Here is a 16118-nt window from a genome sequence, read left to right on the forward strand (position 1 = left end):
AACCTTATTTTAGCACTATTTAAAGGTATATTATTTTTTAAAGTCATATTTTATTTTATACCTTATCGCACTCATTTACAAAATACAAAAAAAAAAAAAAAAAAAAAAAAAAAAAAACGATTTTATTAAGTAAAAATAGGAAATCTTAAAATAAGATAAATTTATTCTCTGTTTAATAATTGTTTAATTAAATAAAATGTAAAAATTTTTAAGCAAATTTTATAAATGTTACAAAAAGTAACAAAAAATTTATTTTTAATGGCTTTATTCTTAGCTTTATTAAATTTTATTTAAAAGATTATTTATTTATTTGTTTGTTTGTTTTTAATTATATCTTCTAGTTCAAGTATCTTTTGTTTAAGTTTTATTAATTCATCCTCACAACACTCATCAATAGCCCTACTTTTTTCCTTTTGCTTAAATTTAACAATATGTGCAGGAATCCCAGTAGCGGTTAAATTTGGGGCAACGTCTTTAACTACTACAGCGTTTGAGCCTATTTTAGCATTTTCTCCTATGGTAATATTCCCTAAAATTTTAGCCCCCGTACCAATTACTACGCCACTTTTTATAGTAGGGTGTCTTTTGACACCTTTTTCAAGGCTAGTACCACCAAGCGTAACCCCATGATAAATTAAAACATCATCTTCTATTATAGCAGTTTGCCCTATGACAACCCCACTTGCATGGTCTATAAATACCCTTCTACCTAAAACTGCTCCCGGATGCAAATCAACCCCCGTTAAACAATATGAAATTCCACTAATAATTCTGGCTATCCTTTTAAAATTTCTCTTATAAAAAAAATGTGCAAAACGATAATTTATAACAGCCCAAACCCCCGGATAATTAAAAAAAAGTTCTATAAAAGAATTAAAGGCAGGGTCTTGCTTTTTTGGTTGTAAAAAATCTTCTTTTATGATAGAAAAAAACATTATAACTCCTTACTTTTCAAATATCCATTATCATTTAAAAACAAATATAACTCCCCTAAAATTTGCTTTTTTTGCTTTTCATTAACTAAATTTGAATTTGAAATTTTCTCATTTAGATTATCCATTATTAAGTGCACGTCATAATCAAGGTCTTCAAGGGTATCAAGTATGGATTGGGCCTCGATTATGCTATCAATCTCATAACCCTTTTCATTTATACTAACGCTTGCCTCTGTTGGGTGAGTAAAAAGATTATGGCGCATTCCAAGTACTTCTTGATAAGCCCCCACTAAAAAAAAGCCTAAAAAATAATTTTCCTTTTCAATGTCTACATCATGTAAAAACAAGGGCTTATTTTTTAGATAAGAAATTTCTCCATCACTATCACAAGTAATATCCCAAATACTAGCACTTCTGCTAGGTTCTTCTTCAAGTTTGTCAAGAGGCATTATAGGGAAATTTTGACTTAAACCCCAAAAATCAGGCATTGATTGAAAAAGTGAAAAATTTACTAGATATCTTTCTTGCATTTGAGCCTGAATTGCTAATAAATCACTTGAGTTTTCTTTATGAAGTACGATAGCCTTTTTTGCTATGAGTTGGGTTAAAATTTCAGCATTGGACCTATCACTTAAATCCACATAACCAAGGTCAAATAAAGTTAATATACTTTCTAAATGCTCTACGCTATCATGCAAATACTCAAGGGCATTTGATGGCTTTATGCTTTTATAAAGGTCAAAAAGTTCATCTATTAACTTAGGATTATCTTTTTTTAAAACTAGCTTACTTTCTGTGTATTCTTGAGAAAAAAGTTCAAGCACGGGGGCCACTAAAATTGCATGAGAGGCTGCTACAAAACGACCACTTTCTATAAAAATATCAGGTTCCGTGTCGCTTTTTTGTTCGGATATGTTTTTTAAGATAAAAACAACATCATTTGCATATTCTCTTAAAGTATAATTTCTAGTATTTTCATTTTTAAACTGCGAGTACTCAACTGCAAGGCCACCACCTAAATTTATAGCATGTAGATTTTTTGCTCCCATTTTGCGAAGTTCAGTATAGATATTACCTGCCTCGTTTAATGCCTTTTTTAGAGGGTGAATTTCGCTAATTTGCGAACCTATGTGAAAATGAATCATGGTAAATTGGTCTAAAAGTTTATTGTCTTTTAGCATGTTAACAGCTTGTATTAACTCAGTAGAAGTAAGACCAAATTTAGAATTTATGCCTCCACTTTTTGCCCAAATTCCACTACCGGTTGAATGTAATCTTATGCGAAGTCCTATATTTGGCTTTGGTTTGAAACGTTCTTTTGCAATGTCAATTATTGATTCTAACTCATTTAAGCCCTCTATTGTTAAGGTTATATTATATCCCATTTCAGCAGCGATAAAGCCTATATTTATGAGTTCTCTATCCTTAAAGCCATTGACCGTTATAGGAGCGTTTTCATTGTTATAAGCCATAGCTAAGAGAAGTTCAGCCTTTGAACCAGCCTCAAGACCATAATTATAATTTTTCCCAAGCTTTACTAAATTTTTAACAAAACCTGGATATTGATTAACTTTTAAGGGATAAACGGCGTTAAATTTGCCCTTGTATTCAAATTCTTTTCTAGCCTTATTAAAATTTTTGTAAATATTTTCTATTTGCTTTTGTATTAAATGAGGAAAACGGAGTAATAATGGCCCCCTATAACCATCATCTCTAAGTTCTTTTACTATGTCAATAATGGCTGGTTTTTTTTCATAATTTATGCAAACCTTGCCATTTTTTATAACAAAATTATCATCCCCCCAAAGTTCGATTCCATAATTATTCATAGGCTATTCTCCAAATTATAAATTTTAAGCATTTTTTCTTCTTTAGTATTTAAATTTTTATAAAACAAAGATTCTTGTAAGGCCTCATTTTCACCCATACATAAAAATATTTCAGTATTTAAATTATCAGCATTTGCAAGGTGTTTTGCAAGTTTTTTAGGCCCATAATTTAAAAGCACTTTATGTTTTTTTCTTAAAATTCTAGCTATATTTAAAAGCTTAGTAATATACTTTTCATCCAAGGCACAAAGATAAATCCCGTTCCTTTTTTCTTCAAATTCTTTTTGTTCTAAGATAGCAATTATCCTTTCAATGCCTATCGCAAAGCCTACTCCATAGCCACTTTTTCCACCCAGATATTCAATCAATCTATCATACCTGCCCCCACCTGCAATTGAGGCCTTTGCCCCTATTTCATCGCTTACAAACTCAAAGGCACTCTTAGAATAATAATCAAGCCCACGAACTAATTTATCATCAAGCTTAAAATTTATATTATCTTGTCTTAAAATATCTTGCAAAAGTTCAAATTCTTTTTTGCAATTTTGACATAAATTATCCCTTATGATAGGCATATTAACAAGTAAGCTTTGGCAATTATCATTTTTACAATCTAAAACTCGTATAGGATTTAATTTTTTACGTCTTATACAATCATCGCAAAAACCATCCTTATCTAAAAAATCAATAAGCTTTTGTCTATATTGTGGTAAGCATTCCACGCAACCTAAGGAATTTAATAAAATATTAAAATTAATATCCAAGCGATTAAAAATTTCAACTAACATTAATATTAAAGTAGCGTCCTCATAAACACTTTTTTCGCCAAAACACTCAACGCCAAATTGGTGAAATTCCCTAAGTCGCCCCTTTTGAGGCCTTTCATATCTAAACATAGAACCATGATAAAACCAACGTTTAAGGCTTGAACTTTTATCAAATTTAGCCTCTATGTAAGCCCTAACTACTCCTGCTGTGCCTTCTGGTCTAAGGCTTACTTCATTTTGTCCCTTATCGATAAATTCATACATTTCCTTGCCGACTATATCAGAACTTTCTCCAACACTTCTTTTAAAAAGCTTAGAAAATTCTAAATGAGGGGTATTGATATAAGAAAAGCCATAATTTTTAGCTACTTCTTCGCAAATTTTAACAATCTTTTCATAATAAAAAGCATCTTTATCCTTAATGTCTTTCATACCCTTTAAAGCACTAATCATTGATAAATTCCTTTATTTTTTTATGTAAAATTTCTATGCTATCACTCGCATTTAAAGTTAAAATTTTTGTTTTATCTTTTAGTAAAAAAAGCACTTCTTCTATATTTTTTTGAACATCTAAAAAATAAGAAACCCCTCTTTTTTCAATGCTATCAAGGCTTTTTTGCTTAAATCTTTGATTTATTAAATTTTCATCACCCTTTAAAAAAACTATCTTTTGTGGCATATATTCATTTAAGGCAAAAATATTTAATTTAAGTAAAAAATCCTTGTCAAAGTCCTTAGCATAGGCAATTCCTGATATAAAACTTCTATCGCTAATTATAAGCTTATTTTTATTTTCATTTAAAATTTCTTCAAAATGCTGGGTTCTATCAGCTAAAAATAAAAATAACTCGGCCCTTTTTGAGATTGTAAAGGGTTTATTTAATAAAAGTTCTCTTAAATGCTTTCCAAATTCTGTGCCACCTGGTTCCATTGTAAAAATAGCATCCTTAAAATCATTTTTTAAAAGTTCTATTTGGGTACTTTTCCCCATACAATCAATGCCTTCAAATGCTACATACAAGACTTATCCTTTAAAAATGGCAAAATTCCCTTTGGCACAAGTGAGCTCACATCTCCATTATAAGCAAGAATGGAACGCACTATAGAACTTGAAATAAAGGCATTTTGTAAATTTGGCATTAAATAAACGCTTTCAATCTCACTCCACAAAGCATTATTTGCATAGCCAATTTGTAATTCATACTCAAAGTCACTAACAGCCCTAAGCCCTCTAATAATGGTTTTTATGTTTAATTTTTTAGCTAAATCTACTAATAAACTATCAAAACAAATTATCTCAACATTATCTAAATCACTAGTGGCAAGTTTTGCTAATTTTTCTCTTTTTTCAAGACTATAATAAGGCTTTTTAAGCTCACTTGTAGCTATTGCTAAAACTACCTTATCAAAAATTTTTAAGGCCCTTTTTACCACATCTAAATGCCCATTTGTAATGGGATCAAAGGTACCAGGATACAAACAAGTCATTAATTTTCTCCAAAAAAATAAGCATAAATATAACAAAACAAAACTTAAAAGCTATTATCTTTGCCATTTTTTATATAAATTATGTTTAATACCGAGTAAATCAAGCCATTTACCAATGATAAAATTTTCAAGCTCGTCTAAATTTAAAGCCCCAGAATAAGATGCTATAACAGGAGGTGCTATGATAACACCCATTTTGCTAAGCTTAGTCATTTGCTTTAAATTTAGGGTTGAAAATGGCATTTCCCTAACGCCTAAGATTAAAGTTTTTCTTTCCTTTAAAGCAACCCCACAAGCCCTTGTTAATAAGCTATCACAAAGACCATTACTAATTTTAGCCAGACTAGAAATAGAACAAGGTGCAATTATAGTTTTATCAATGCCAAAAGAACCACTCGAAACCCCACTGCTTAAATCATCATCATTTAAAAACGCTACTTTTTTAAAACTATCCTTATAAAACTCATCTATATTAGCACTGTTTTCAGCCTTAAAACTCAACCTTGCGCCCTTAGTTACAATGCAAAAAATTTCATTTTGAGAATTTTGTAAATTTAAAAGCAGTTTAAAGCCTAATTTTACACTACTTGAACCTGATATTCCTAATAAAATTTTCATTCTATTAAAATCCTATCTTTGCTAATTACAACGCCTTGCATTACCTTGCCATCTTTGTTTTTAGCACGAATTTTTTCGTTTAAATTGGCATTTTCAAGGGCTATTAATTCTACTAAAACATCTATATTTTCATCTTGCAAAATTCCTGTAATTTTGCTGTGTTTTTTGATTAAGGCTGATGATTTAAACATATTTTCTTTTAAAATGGCATTTTTTGAGATATTTGTTTTGGAAATTAAATTATTACTATCTTCTAAATTTAAAGCATTTGCAGGGACCTTGTCAAAATCAAGCATTACTATTTTATAATCTAAAACGCTTAGTTTATCATTCTTTTTAATGGCCCTACTAGCTCTTAATACCTGCAAATTTCCTTTGATAAAATAGCGAAAAAAAACATTTTTAGCTATATTTTTATGGGTTTTAAACTCGGCCCTTACAAAGCCTTGTGCTCTATTAAATTTGCCAGGTGCTAACTTTATAAATTCGTATTCTTCAAAGTCCTTTGGCAACGAAGTAATCTTTAAATCAACCTTTGTAATAATGATTTGAGGAAAATTATGTTTAAATTCTTGTATCAAAGCAGATTTTACAAGCTCAAAATTAGAAGCTTGTAAAAAATTTAAAAATAAAAGAAGAATAAAAAATTTTCTCATAACTTAAAAGGTAGGTATAACCGAACCTTGATATGTTTTTTCTATGTATTCTTTAATCTCTTTTGAATGCAAAACCTCTTTTAAAATTTTGCTTTTTTCTTTATCTTCATCGCCCTTTCTAACGGCAATTACTATCGCATAAGGGCTATCCTTACTTTCTATAATAAGTCCATCTTTTAAAGGATTTAATCCAACCCCCAAGGCGTAATTAGTAGGAATTACAGCCAAATCTGCATCTCCTAGTGCCCTTGGTAATTGGGCTGCTTTTAATTCTATAAATTTAAGTTTTTTAGGATTTTCCTTTATATCAAGGGGAGTTTTATTTTCCTTGTTTTCAAGCTTTATAAGATTAGCCTTTTCAAGCAAATCAAGGGCTCTACTTTCATTTGTAGGGTCGTTTGGAATAGCTATACTTGCCCCATTTTTTATATTTGCAATATCTTTAAATTTATTAGAATAAACAGCCATAGGAACAAGTAAAATATGTTCGATAGGAACTAAATTCGTATTTTTATTTTTATTAAAATCATCTAAAAAAGGCTTATGTTGATAAAAATTTGCATCTAAATCCTTATCATTTAGGGCAAAATTTGGTATAAGATAATCATTAAATTCCTTAACCTCTAACTTATAGCCTCTTGCCTCAAATAAGGGCTTACTAAATTTTAAAATTTCAGCATGAGGAGTAGGTGTAGCCCCAATTACTATGGTTTTATCACTTGCAAAAATAAAGCTTAATAAACTTAAAAATAAAAATATCTTTTTCATCATACTACCTTAAAAAGCAGGAACTACAGAACCTTCATACTTTTTAAGTATGAAATCTTTTACCTTTTGACTTTGCAAGGCCTTTAAAAGTGCTTGAATTTTAGCCTCGTTTTCTCTTCCTTGCCTTGTAACTAAGACATTTACATAAGGGCTTTCACTACTTTCTATTAAAACAGAATCTTTTACAGGATTTAGCTTTGCAGACAGAGCATAATTTGAATTAATAATAGCAAAATCTGCATCACTTAACACCCTTGGTACTTGGGCAGCTTTTAGTTCGCTAAATTTAAGATTCTTAGGATTATCCTTTATATCAAGTGGAGTTTTTAAGGCATTATCATTTTTAAAGCTAATGAGACCGGTTTTGGCTATTAAATCAAGGGCTCTACTTTCATTTGTAGGGTCGTTTGGAACGGCAATTAAAGCACCATTTTTTACGTCTTCAAGACTTTTAAATTTCTTAGAATAAACAGCCATAGGCTCAATATGAATCCCACCAACAATCACAAGTTTAGTTTTTCTAATATTATTAAATTCTTGCATATAAGGTATATGTTGAAAGAAATTTGCATCTACTTCTTTATTATCAGTTGCGATATTTGGTTGTATATAATCATTAAATTCTTTAATGACAAGTTCATAACCTTGTGCTTTTAAATCAGCTTTTACCTCTTCTAAAATTTCAGCATGAGGAACAGGAGTAGCTGCAACTACGATTTTTTCTGCTGCATTTAAGCTAAGTGCTAAAAAAGCAGAAAACAAAAAAGCTTTGATATTCATAATTTTTCCTTTACAATAAATTTGGCTTAAAAAACTTAAAATTCTACTTTAAACAAACTTAGCTAAGCCTTAAATTTCCTTAATCTAAACAAGAGACTAAGTACTAGAAAAAAGAGTAAAACACTCATTAAAATAGGACTTTCATCATTTGAAAGTTCTAAGATAAATTTAAACAATACTAGCAAAGAAAGCACTATAAGACTTAACATAGTTTTGCTATTTTTTGCCCACATATAAAATAAATTTCCTAAAATTTGAACGATTTGTACTAAGATAAGTAAAATAACAACAGTTTGTATCATTACTTCTTGATTAAATCTTTCATAACCATAACGAATGGCCACGTCTCCTAAGCCACCTCCTCCAACCGTGCCAGCTAATGCAGAAAAGCCTATAGTAAAGATAAAAACTAAGGTAACCCCACTTATAATGCTTGGCATTGACTCAATAAAAATTACACGAAAGATTATTTGAAAATTACTAGCCCCATAAGACTTAGCTGCTTCTATAACGCCTTTATCTACTTCTTTAAAGGCACTTTCTAGCATTTTTGCTAAAAAAGGGGCAACCCCTATTGAAAGAGGTACTATGGCTGCGTTTGTGCCTATGCTAGTACCTACTATTATCTTTGAAAGTGGTAAAAGAACTACTATTAATATCAAAAAAGGAAAGGCCCTTAAAATATTTGTGATAAAATCTAAGATATTATAAGCGATTTTATTTTCACTAATACCATCTTTTCCCCAAATAGCAAGTAAAATTCCAGGAATAATAGCTAAAATAAAACCAACTATAACAGAAACTAAACTCATATAAATAGTTTCTTCAAGGGCTAGTTTAAGGATATTTTCGTAATTTTGTGGAAAGGTTTTGATGGAGTTAATGCTTACTTCTTTAATGCCTTCAAAGGAAAATTCATCTATAAAATTTGCAATTCTTTCTTTAAAATTAACCCAAATTTCACTAAAATTATTTTCCATTTGCAAGCTCCCATAAAACGCCACTTTGACTGAGATAAACTAATATTTTTTCCTTATCTTTTTCATCAACATTTATAACCAAATTTCCTAAGGCCTCATCGCCAAGCTTTTCAATCTTACCCCAAACTATGTTAAAATCAATATTTAAACTCCTTGCCATATGTGTAATTATGTGATTTTGAGCTACTTCTTTTGGAAAATAAAGCCTTATATTTAAACCAGAATTTGGCAAATACTCACTCTCTCCTAAGAATTCTCTCATTTTTTCATTTGGCCTTAAAAATAATTCATCTATACTGCCCTGCCCTATAATTTGTCCATGTTCTAATAAAATAGCCCTTTTAGCAATATCCTTTACAACCTCCATTTCATGCGTTACCACAACTACGGTTATATTAAATTCTTTATTTATCTTTGAGATAAGCTCTAAGATATTTTTAGTAGTGTTTGGGTCCAGTGCAGAAGTAGCCTCATCACTTAATAAAATCTTGGGATTTAAAGCAAGTGCCCTAGCAATGGCTACTCTTTGCTTTTGTCCTCCACTTAACTCCCTTGGAAATGCCCTTATTTTATTGTTTAACCCAACTATGTCTAAGAGTTCTAAAACGCGTTTTTTGACATCTTTTTCACTCATAAATTCTTTTTTAAAAAGACTAGCAAGGCTTTTACTTTGCGTATAATGTGACCTTAAAGGCATGGCTACATTTTCAAAGACACTTTTTAAATTCATTAAGGCAAAATTTTGAAAAATCATGCCTATGTCTTTTCTTAGAATTCTTAGTTCTTTTTGTCTATTTTTAAGCTTAGAAACTTCTTTACCCAAAACCATTAAAGAACCGCTTTGATAATCTTCTAAGCCATTTATACACCTTAAAAGCGTGGATTTTCCAGCCCCACTATGCCCAACAATAGCATAAATTTCACCCTTATTTATGTGCAAACAAACATCATTTATTACAAGTTCTTTGTCATAATATTTTTTTAAATTCTTAATATCAATCAATTTTTAACCTTAAATTTATCTAATTCCTCTTCAATCTTAGCAAGTTGTTCATTTAAAGATTTTAATGCCTCCTTATTAGTAGCTACCACTTCTTTAGGAGCGTTTGCTATAAATTTTTCATTGCCAAGCATGTTGTTTAATTTATTAATTTCTTTTTCAAGCTTTGCTTTTTGATTATTAAATCTTGCAATAATGGCACTCAAATCCACATTTTCTAAACTTATGAAAAGTTCTAAATTCTCACTTACATCCCTTACTGCATTTTCTATAATCTTATCTGTAAATTCTATATTTTGACATTTTGCAAGGGTTTTTATGAAAATTTCTAAATTTTTTAACTCTTCTTTTAATCCCATATTATTTAATTTTATATAAGCTTTTTCAATGCTTTTTAATTCAAGTAAGGTCTTTGTTCTTCTAATGCTAACTATACTTTCTATCAAAAGTTCAAATAAATTTTTAATTTTTTCATCTTGTTTATTTACAACTGGATAGCTAGAAATCATTATAGAATCAGAATTTTCAAGGCTAGTAGCACTTAATCTATGATATAAAAACTCACTTAAAAAAGGCATAAATGGATGCAAAAGCTTTAAGGCACTTTTAAAAATACTGCCAAGTTCTTTTACACTTGATTTTTCAGCCTTGCTTAGTTCAATGCCCCAATCGCAAAAATCATCCCAGAAAAATTTATATAAACAATTTGCCGCATCATTAAAGCGATAATTATCTAAATTTTCCCTTACTTCCTTAACACAATCTTGAAATTTAGCATTTATAAATTTAGCTAAACTGCTTTTAAGTTCTATATTTTCTAAATCTTCAAATTTATTTTCATTTAGAAGCAAGTAATTCGCTGCGTTATAAAGCTTATTTGTAAAATTTCTAACCTGCAAAAGTTTATCATTACTAAGCTTTATGTCTCTGCCTTGAATGGCAATTAAAGCAAGTGTAAAACGCAAAATATCAGCGCTATATTCTTTTATGCTTTCATTTGGGTCAATCACATTCCCAAGGCTTTTGCTCATCTTTCTACCCTGTTCATCCTTAACAAGTGCATGTAAATAAATATGTTTAAAGGGAAGCTTATGAAGTAAATTTGTGCTTTGAAACATCATTCTAGCTACCCAAAAAAACAAAATATCAAAGCCCGTAATTAATAAAGAATTTGGATAAAATTCCTTTAAATCATTCTCATTCCAAAGCTTATCTTTACCCCAATCACCATTGCCCCAGCCTAAGGTACTCATAGCCCAAAGACCAGAAGAAAACCAAGTATCAAGCACATCTTCATCTTGTTTAAAATCTTTACTGCCACATTTTGGGCAAATACTAAGGCTATCTTCACTAGCAAATTCATTCCCACACGCACAATAATAAACAGGGATTTGATGACCCCACCAAAGCTGTCTTGAAATACACCAAGGGCGAAGTTCTTTCATCCAAGCATTAAAGCTATTTATCCAATGTGCTGGGTAAAATTTACTTTCTTTTAAGGCTACTTTTTCAATACTTTCTTTTGCTATATCTTTTTTTACAAACCACTGCTTTGAAATATATGGTTCAACGATATTTTTACAACGATAACAATATCCCATTTGATTTTTATGTTCTTGTATATCTTCTATAAAGTTCTTTTCTTGTAAACTTGCTACTATTTTATCCCTTGCTTGTAATCTTTCTAAGCCTTGAAATTCCAAGCAATGTTCATTTAAAATTCCCTTTTCATCAAATATGCTTAAAAATTCTAAATTATGCCTTAAACCTACCTCATAATCGTTCATATCATGTGCTGGTGTAACCTTTACCACGCCTGTTCCAAATTCCATATCCACATGATTATCACCAATTATTTTAATAATCTTATTAGATAGTGGCAAAACAAGCTCTTTTCCTATAAATTTTTTATATCTTTCATCGTTTGGATTTACCATTACTGCTGTATCACCAAAAAAGGTTTCAGGTCTTGTAGTAGCTACTACTAAATAATCCTTACTATCTTTAAAAAAATACCTTATATGATAAAGTTTTCCATAATTTTCTTTGTATTCTACCTCTATATCACTAAGTGCCCCATCATGAGTGCACCAATTAATCATGTAATTGCCACGTTCTATCAAGCCCTTATTATACAAATTTACAAAGGCCTTTTTAACTGCATTTACAAGGCCACTATCCATAGTAAAACGAAGCCTAGACCAAGCAGGAGTTATACCTAAACTTCTCATTTGATTTAAAATCTGACCCCCGCTTTTTTCTTTCCACTGCCAAACTTTGTCTATAAATTCACTTCTACTTAAATTTTCTTTTTTGATACCCTGACTTAAAAGCTGTTTTTCAACCACATTTTGAGTAGCAATACCTGCATGGTCAAGCCCAGGTTGATAAAGCGTTTTATAGCCATCCATTCTTTTATAACGAACCATTATGTCTTGCAAGGTAAAGGTTAGAGCATGTCCTATATGTAAAATTCCTGTTACATTGGGTGGGGGCATCATTATACAAAAAGTTTTATTTTTCTTTTGAATAGCCTTATTTCCATCTATTTCAAAATATCCCCTATTTTCGCAAATTGAATAATATTTTTCTTCTATATTTTTATCATACATGTTAAAACCTTGATTTATAGCTTAATTAATTTGTATAATCTCACAAAATGGAAAATAATATTGTGCCTCGCTAATGCCTTGTTTTAAGTTTTTAATATGCTTAGCAAAATCACTTCCCTTTAAATTTACATTGTGCTTAAAATTCACTTTTTTTATAATCTCTTCTCTTTTAACCCTTTCATTTAGGTGTTTTAAGTCGTTTTTATAATCACTTATATCATTTAAAGTAATGTATTTATAAGCCTTTTTCTTTTCTGAAAAAATTATATCTTTATTGTAAATGCTAATATCCATTTTATTTTTAGGTAGCATTTGTATAAAAACGCTTAAATTATAATCTTTTGAGCGATTTTGAATAGGAGAAAGCATATCCTTTAAAAGCCCCTTTCTATAATTTGTCAAGGACTTTCCCTCCATTATATAAACCTTTACATTTTCAGTGCTTAAAAATGGTTCTAATCTTGAATCCTTACCCCTTTGTTGATATTCTTTAATAGTATTTAAATTTGGCGTTTTTTCACTTGTCTTTTTAAAGCTTAATTTTTGAGACGTTTTTGTATTTGTAACTGAGTGTATATTATCTTCGTTTAAAATTTCTTTTTTAACTTCCTTTTTTAGTTCTTTTTTTAATTCTTTAACCTTTGGACTTTCCTTTGTTTCATTTGTGTTTAATGTGCTTAAATTTTCATTTAAGGCTAAATTTGAATTTGATTCTTTATTGTTTAAAGCTTGTTCGTTAATTGTATCAGTGTTTAAAAATTGATTATTTATACTATTGAAGCTTGGAGTAGCAACCTTTATCGTTTCTTCTTCTGGCATTTCAAATAAATAATAATAAGTCCCACCAAGTACTACTAAGATAATTATAAAAAAGCCTACTATAATAGAAAAAATCTTTAAATTCATTATTCAATCCTTAAAAGTTATCAAAAATAAATTATATAACAAGATAATTAAAATTTATATTTTTTAAGCAATTTTTTTTTATAATTTCAGCTTTTTAAGGACACAAATGCCACTTTCAAAATTAAATGATGAGCAACTAAGAGCTGCAACTACCCCACTAGGACATAATCTAATAATAGCTAGTGCAGGTACTGGCAAAACTTCAACCATAGTAGCTAGAATAGCCTTTTTATTAAACAAAAAAATACCTGCTGATAAAATCATGCTTTTAACCTTTACGAATAAGGCAAGTGGCGAGATGATAGCAAGATTAAATAATTATTTTAGCAAGGAAATTACAAGTAAAATCATGGCAGGTACCTTTCATAGCATTGCTTATACCTTGCTTAAAAAGATAGATAAAAATATTAGCTTAAAAACTGCAGTTGATTTAAAACTTTTATTAAAAAGCCTTTGTGAAAAACGTTCATTTTCTCATTTAAGCGAATTAAAACCTTATCAAGCAAGTTATTTATATGATATCTATTCTTTGTTTTGCAATACTGCTTTTGATAAGGATTTTAAAGAATGGTTTTGTAAAAATTACGAAGAACAAAGCGTTTTTGCTCAAATTTATGAAGATATTTTTTTAGAGTACAAGGGTGAAAAAAAACGTTTTAATTATCTTGATTTTAACGATTTATTAATTAATCTTAAAAATCACTTAAAAGAAAATAAATATGATTTTGAAGAAATTTTAGTAGATGAATATCAAGATACAAATTCCTTACAAAGTTCATTAATAGAGGCCTTTGAAAGTAAAAGTTTATTTTGCGTGGGTGATTATGACCAAAGTATTTATGCCTTTAATGGTGCTGATATTAGCATTATAGGTAACTTTGATAAACGTTTTAAGGATGCTAAAATTTTTTCTCTTAATAAAAATTACCGCTCAACTAAAAGCATTTTAGCCCTTGCAAATAAAGTTATTATAAACAATGAAAGGCTTTATCCAAAAGAACTTATAGTTACCAGAGAAGGTGAATTTAAGGCCCCTGTTTTGCTTAGCTTTAGCGATAATATTTTACAATGTAAAGAAATTGCTAAAATGATACAAACAAGTGGGGTTTCACATAATAAAATAGCTGTGATTTTTCGTAATAATTCTAGTGCTGATGATATTGAAATAGCTTTGAGAAATCTTGGAATACCTAGTCTTAGAAAGGATAGTAGAAGTTTTTTTGATAGCCTTGAAATAAAGGCATTTTGTGCTATGTTTTGCCTTTTAATTAATAATAAAGATATAATGGCCTTTATGCACTTAATGCAATATACTGCTGGTGTGGGCTCAGTTTTAGCAAAAGAAATTTTTGACGGGCTTTTAAAACTAGGTCATGGAAATTTAATAAAGGGCTTTTTAAAACCTGACAAAGATGTAAATTTACAAGGTACCTTGCAAAGCAATTATGACTTAGGGCTTTTTGCAGGACTTGATATTTTTGAAAATGAAACAAGATTTTCTTTGCAAAGTGAATTTAACAAACACCCTATTTTAAAGCTTTCAAAGATAAATGAAAATTGTGCTAAAAATTTAGAACAACTCTTTTTATATATAAAAAATGGCATTAATCAAAACAATCCCTTATTTTTGATTGAATTAATTTATAATAATCTTTTTTTTAAGCATATTTGCGAAATTTTAGCTACTAAAAGGGCTACAAATAAAGCTGGACAAGTTGATATATTAAAAAAGAGTGAAAATTTAGAAAAGATTAAAGCTAAGCTTTTAATCTTAAAAAATCTTTCAAAAGATTACACAAAGGCAGATAAGTATTATAATTTTTTAACCCTTGGGGCTAGTGAGATAAGTAGTGGAAGTGGGGTAAATTTATTAAGCGTTCATGCTAGTAAGGGCTTGGAATTTAGCCTTGTTTTTGTTATAGACTTAGCACAGGGTCGCTTTCCTAATCAAAAACTTATCTCAATGGGTGGAAGCTTAGAAGAAGAAAGAAGGCTTTTTTATGTAGCAGTTACTAGGGCAAAGGATAGGCTTTATCTAAGTTATGCCCGTTATGATAATAATAAAAAAACAAGCTTTGCACCATCTTGTTTTTTAGTAGAAGCAGGACTTAGCAAGGGCGAATTTATATAAAAATTAACATAAGTCATTTTTGCTTAATATTTTTTGGTTATAATTTTCGCACAATTTTAAAATTAGGAGAAAAAATGTCGGTAACTTTCAAAGGTAACGCTGTAAAATTAAATGAAAATGCAGTAAATGTAGGAGATAGTGCTCCAAAACTAAATTTAAAGGCAAAGGATTTAAGCCTAGTTGAAATAGCCCCAAATGGAAAAACTCAAATTATTTTGTCTTTACCAAGCCTTGATACGGCTGTGTGTGCTACTGAGGCTAGAGAATTTAATCAAAAAATAGCAAGTTACAAGAGTGCAGAAGTTGTTGTTGTAAGTATGGATTTACCTTTTGCAATGGGTAGATTTTGTTCTACTGAAAACATAGAAAATTTAGTCGTTGCAAGTGATTTTTTAAATAAAGAATTTGGCAAAAAATATGGAGTTTTACTAGAAGATAGCCCACTTGAAGGACTTTTAGCAAGGGCTGTTTTTGTTATAAAAGATGGCAAAATCGCTTATAAGGAAATAGTTAGCGAAATTACAAATATGCCAAATATAACAGCACTTGATGAATTTTTTGCAAAAAATTCAGGTTGTGGTTGTCACTAAGTTTTTGGGCTATCTTAGCCCAAAATTGTTTTTATACTTAAATTTTAATTTTTTATCT

Annotated in this window: 15 protein-coding genes; 2 read left to right on the plus strand and 13 right to left on the minus strand. The window is 29.7% G+C overall.

The window, feature by feature from the left end; translation table 11 throughout:
• Positions 1 to 302: 302 nt before the first annotated feature.
• The 13 genes from cysE to FMM58_RS06325 all read right to left on the minus strand — a co-directional run bounded on the left by cysE (position 303) and on the right by FMM58_RS06325 (position 13339).
• Positions 303 to 938: a serine O-acetyltransferase gene (cysE, locus tag FMM58_RS06265; RefSeq protein WP_150141115.1), complete on the minus strand. Its 636-nt coding sequence runs from the start codon at positions 936 to 938 to the stop codon at positions 303 to 305.
• Positions 935 to 2764, minus strand: coding sequence for a biosynthetic arginine decarboxylase (speA, locus tag FMM58_RS06270; RefSeq protein ID WP_150180510.1), 1830 nt, complete (start codon positions 2762 to 2764; stop codon positions 935 to 937). The genes cysE and speA overlap by 4 nt, the downstream gene beginning before the upstream one ends.
• Positions 2761 to 3984 (minus strand): histidine--tRNA ligase, encoded by a 1224-nt coding sequence (gene hisS, locus FMM58_RS06275; RefSeq protein WP_150180511.1) that lies wholly within the window; start codon positions 3982 to 3984, stop codon positions 2761 to 2763. Before hisS ends, speA begins: the two co-directional genes overlap by 4 nt.
• A complete protein-coding gene (gene tmk / locus FMM58_RS06280; protein WP_150141122.1) occupies positions 3977 to 4552 on the minus strand; it encodes a dTMP kinase in 576 nt (191 codons plus the stop codon). The genes hisS and tmk overlap by 8 nt, the downstream gene beginning before the upstream one ends.
• Positions 4543 to 5019, minus strand: coding sequence for a pantetheine-phosphate adenylyltransferase (coaD, locus tag FMM58_RS06285; RefSeq protein WP_150141124.1), 477 nt, complete (start codon positions 5017 to 5019; stop codon positions 4543 to 4545). The genes tmk and coaD overlap by 10 nt, the downstream gene beginning before the upstream one ends.
• Before the next feature lie 54 nt (positions 5020 to 5073).
• Complete coding sequence (locus FMM58_RS06290) at positions 5074 to 5637, minus strand: UbiX family flavin prenyltransferase (protein WP_150180512.1); 564 nt, start codon at positions 5635 to 5637, stop codon at positions 5074 to 5076.
• A complete protein-coding gene (flgA, locus tag FMM58_RS06295) occupies positions 5634 to 6293 on the minus strand; it encodes a flagellar basal body P-ring formation chaperone FlgA (protein ID WP_150180513.1) in 660 nt (219 codons plus the stop codon). The genes FMM58_RS06290 and flgA overlap by 4 nt, the downstream gene beginning before the upstream one ends.
• Before the next feature lie 3 nt (positions 6294 to 6296).
• The gene (locus FMM58_RS06300) at positions 6297 to 7064 is read right to left on the minus strand and encodes a MetQ/NlpA family ABC transporter substrate-binding protein (protein WP_411675300.1); all 768 of its coding nucleotides are present in this window, start codon (positions 7062 to 7064) and stop codon (positions 6297 to 6299) included.
• Between the two features lie 6 nt (positions 7065 to 7070).
• Complete coding sequence (locus FMM58_RS06305) at positions 7071 to 7841, minus strand: MetQ/NlpA family ABC transporter substrate-binding protein (RefSeq protein ID WP_150141132.1); 771 nt, start codon at positions 7839 to 7841, stop codon at positions 7071 to 7073.
• 62 nt (positions 7842 to 7903) lie between these two features.
• Complete coding sequence (locus FMM58_RS06310) at positions 7904 to 8821, minus strand: methionine ABC transporter permease (protein WP_150141134.1); 918 nt, start codon at positions 8819 to 8821, stop codon at positions 7904 to 7906.
• The gene (locus FMM58_RS06315; protein ID WP_150141136.1) at positions 8811 to 9824 is read right to left on the minus strand and encodes a methionine ABC transporter ATP-binding protein; all 1014 of its coding nucleotides are present in this window, start codon (positions 9822 to 9824) and stop codon (positions 8811 to 8813) included. The genes FMM58_RS06310 and FMM58_RS06315 overlap by 11 nt, the downstream gene beginning before the upstream one ends.
• Positions 9821 to 12433 carry a valine--tRNA ligase gene (locus FMM58_RS06320; protein ID WP_150141138.1) on the minus strand — a complete coding sequence of 871 codons (2613 nt, stop codon included), beginning with the start codon at positions 12431 to 12433 and terminating at the stop codon, positions 9821 to 9823. Before FMM58_RS06320 ends, FMM58_RS06315 begins: the two co-directional genes overlap by 4 nt.
• 21 nt (positions 12434 to 12454) lie before the next feature.
• The gene (locus tag FMM58_RS06325) at positions 12455 to 13339 is read right to left on the minus strand and encodes a hypothetical protein (protein WP_150141140.1); all 885 of its coding nucleotides are present in this window, start codon (positions 13337 to 13339) and stop codon (positions 12455 to 12457) included.
• A 106-nt stretch (positions 13340 to 13445) separates the two neighbouring features.
• Here FMM58_RS06325 and FMM58_RS06330 point away from each other — a divergent pair, with 106 nt between their 5' ends.
• Both FMM58_RS06330 and tpx read left to right on the plus strand, forming a co-directional pair.
• Entirely contained in the window at positions 13446 to 15470 is a 2025-nt protein-coding gene (locus tag FMM58_RS06330; RefSeq protein ID WP_150141142.1) for an ATP-dependent helicase, read from the plus strand.
• 74 nt (positions 15471 to 15544) lie between these two features.
• Complete coding sequence (gene tpx / locus FMM58_RS06335) at positions 15545 to 16060, plus strand: thiol peroxidase (RefSeq protein WP_150141144.1); 516 nt, start codon at positions 15545 to 15547, stop codon at positions 16058 to 16060.
• The last annotated feature ends 58 nt before the right edge of the window (positions 16061 to 16118 follow it).

The sequence above is a fragment of the Campylobacter sp. LR291e genome, from assembly GCF_008633915.1.
GTDB lineage: Bacteria > Campylobacterota > Campylobacteria > Campylobacterales > Campylobacteraceae > Campylobacter_D.

Bases quoted from the DNA above. Each gene is read 5' to 3' on its own strand.
- FMM58_RS06290 (WP_150180512.1), bottom strand. From the start codon at position 5,637: ATGAAAATTTTATTAGGAATATCAGGTTCAAGTAGTGTAAAATTAGGC.
- hisS (WP_150180511.1), bottom strand. From the start codon at position 3,984: ATGATTAGTGCTTTAAAGGGTATGAAAGACATTAAGGATAAAGATGCT.
- FMM58_RS06305 (WP_150141132.1), bottom strand. From the start codon at position 7,841: ATGAATATCAAAGCTTTTTTGTTTTCTGCTTTTTTAGCACTTAGCTTA.
- FMM58_RS06300 (WP_411675300.1), bottom strand. From the start codon at position 7,064: ATGATGAAAAAGATATTTTTATTTTTAAGTTTATTAAGCTTTATTTTT.
- flgA (WP_150180513.1), bottom strand. From the start codon at position 6,293: ATGAGAAAATTTTTTATTCTTCTTTTATTTTTAAATTTTTTACAAGCT.
- FMM58_RS06320 (WP_150141138.1), bottom strand. From the start codon at position 12,433: ATGTATGATAAAAATATAGAAGAAAAATATTATTCAATTTGCGAAAAT.
- coaD (WP_150141124.1), bottom strand. From the start codon at position 5,019: ATGACTTGTTTGTATCCTGGTACCTTTGATCCCATTACAAATGGGCAT.
- FMM58_RS06330 (WP_150141142.1), top strand. From the start codon at position 13,446: ATGCCACTTTCAAAATTAAATGATGAGCAACTAAGAGCTGCAACTACC.
- FMM58_RS06325 (WP_150141140.1), bottom strand. From the start codon at position 13,339: ATGAATTTAAAGATTTTTTCTATTATAGTAGGCTTTTTTATAATTATC.
- speA (WP_150180510.1), bottom strand. From the start codon at position 2,764: ATGAATAATTATGGAATCGAACTTTGGGGGGATGATAATTTTGTTATA.
- FMM58_RS06310 (WP_150141134.1), bottom strand. From the start codon at position 8,821: ATGGAAAATAATTTTAGTGAAATTTGGGTTAATTTTAAAGAAAGAATT.
- tpx (WP_150141144.1), top strand. From the start codon at position 15,545: ATGTCGGTAACTTTCAAAGGTAACGCTGTAAAATTAAATGAAAATGCA.